At 68.0% G+C, this 1040-nt stretch carries 1 protein-coding gene; it reads right to left on the reverse strand.

The window, feature by feature from the left end:
- Nucleotides 1-401: 401 nt before the first annotated feature.
- Nucleotides 402-869, reverse strand: coding sequence for an HIT domain-containing protein (locus tag ABZV34_RS39935; protein WP_356288368.1), 468 nt, complete (start codon nucleotides 867-869; stop codon nucleotides 402-404).
- Between the last annotated feature and the right edge of the window lie 171 nt (nucleotides 870-1040).

Raw genomic sequence — 1040 nt, forward strand, 5'->3', positions numbered from 1 at the left:
TGAGCACGGTCACACGGGTGCGGCTCGGCTGCTTGGGTCGACGGTGGGACGCCACGAAGGCGAGCTCCTTCTTCCTCCAGCCGCCTGCCGAGACGTCGACGGGCGGTGTCCCTCCGCCGTCACTCCCAACGAGCGAACACCCGAGCAAAGGTTCGGATGTGAACTGTAGTGACCCGGTCGTGATCAGAGCAAGTGGCGTTGTGACAACTGTCGTTCGATGTGAGGGGAATGTCCTGGTGCTCGGGAAGCGTCGACCACTCCATGGTCGGCGTCCTCGGAAAGGCCGAGCATCCCGCTGAACACTCGGGCGCAGGTGTCCGCGGCCGATGCGCCTGCCGCACCCCGTAACAACGCGTGCTCCCCGGCGACCGCCGCATCCTCCTCCACGGTGTCACCTCGGGCTACTGAGCGTTCCGGTGCGTGTGAAGGTGAGCTCGTAGTGAGAGGGCCAGGTGATCCGCCTGTTCAGCCGTTACCCGCTCCTGTTCCGGTCCCCGAAGCAGCTCGAAAACGCCCGGCCCGCGGTGCTCTGGCCGAAGATCTGTCATGCGCGGCACGATGTGGAAGTGCACGTGGGCGAAACCCTCCGCCTCGGCGAACTGGACGACGTACGTCTTGGCGCAACCAGTCACACCTCGCAGCGCCTGGGAGAGCCTGACCTGCCACACCCCCAGGGCGGATGCCTCCGCGTCGGTGAGGTCGTGCACCGCGGTGACGTGGCGCCGGGGCAGCAGCACCAGCCAGCCGGGCACCGCGGAGCCGAAGACGTGGGCCACCCGCCAGAGCCGGTCGTGAACCACGCACTCGCGTGGCGGAAGGTCGTCGAACTCCGCTTCCCTGCCGCAGGTGTAGCAGTCGGGAGTCGTCATGGACCGAGATCGTAGATCCGCCTCCGTCGTCACGGAGCCGAGCGCCCCGCGCGGGCATCCTGCGCTGAGGACTACGGGGAGTGACTCGGCACGCGGGTGACGGCAGGCCGACGCCGAATCCTGAGGAACAGTGCGACTCCGGCAGCGAGGACGAGCAGGCCGGCGGCCAGC

This window comes from Streptomyces sp. NPDC005195, assembly GCF_040608315.1.
Taxonomy (GTDB): Bacteria; Actinomycetota; Actinomycetes; order Streptomycetales; family Streptomycetaceae; genus Streptomyces; species Streptomyces kaempferi.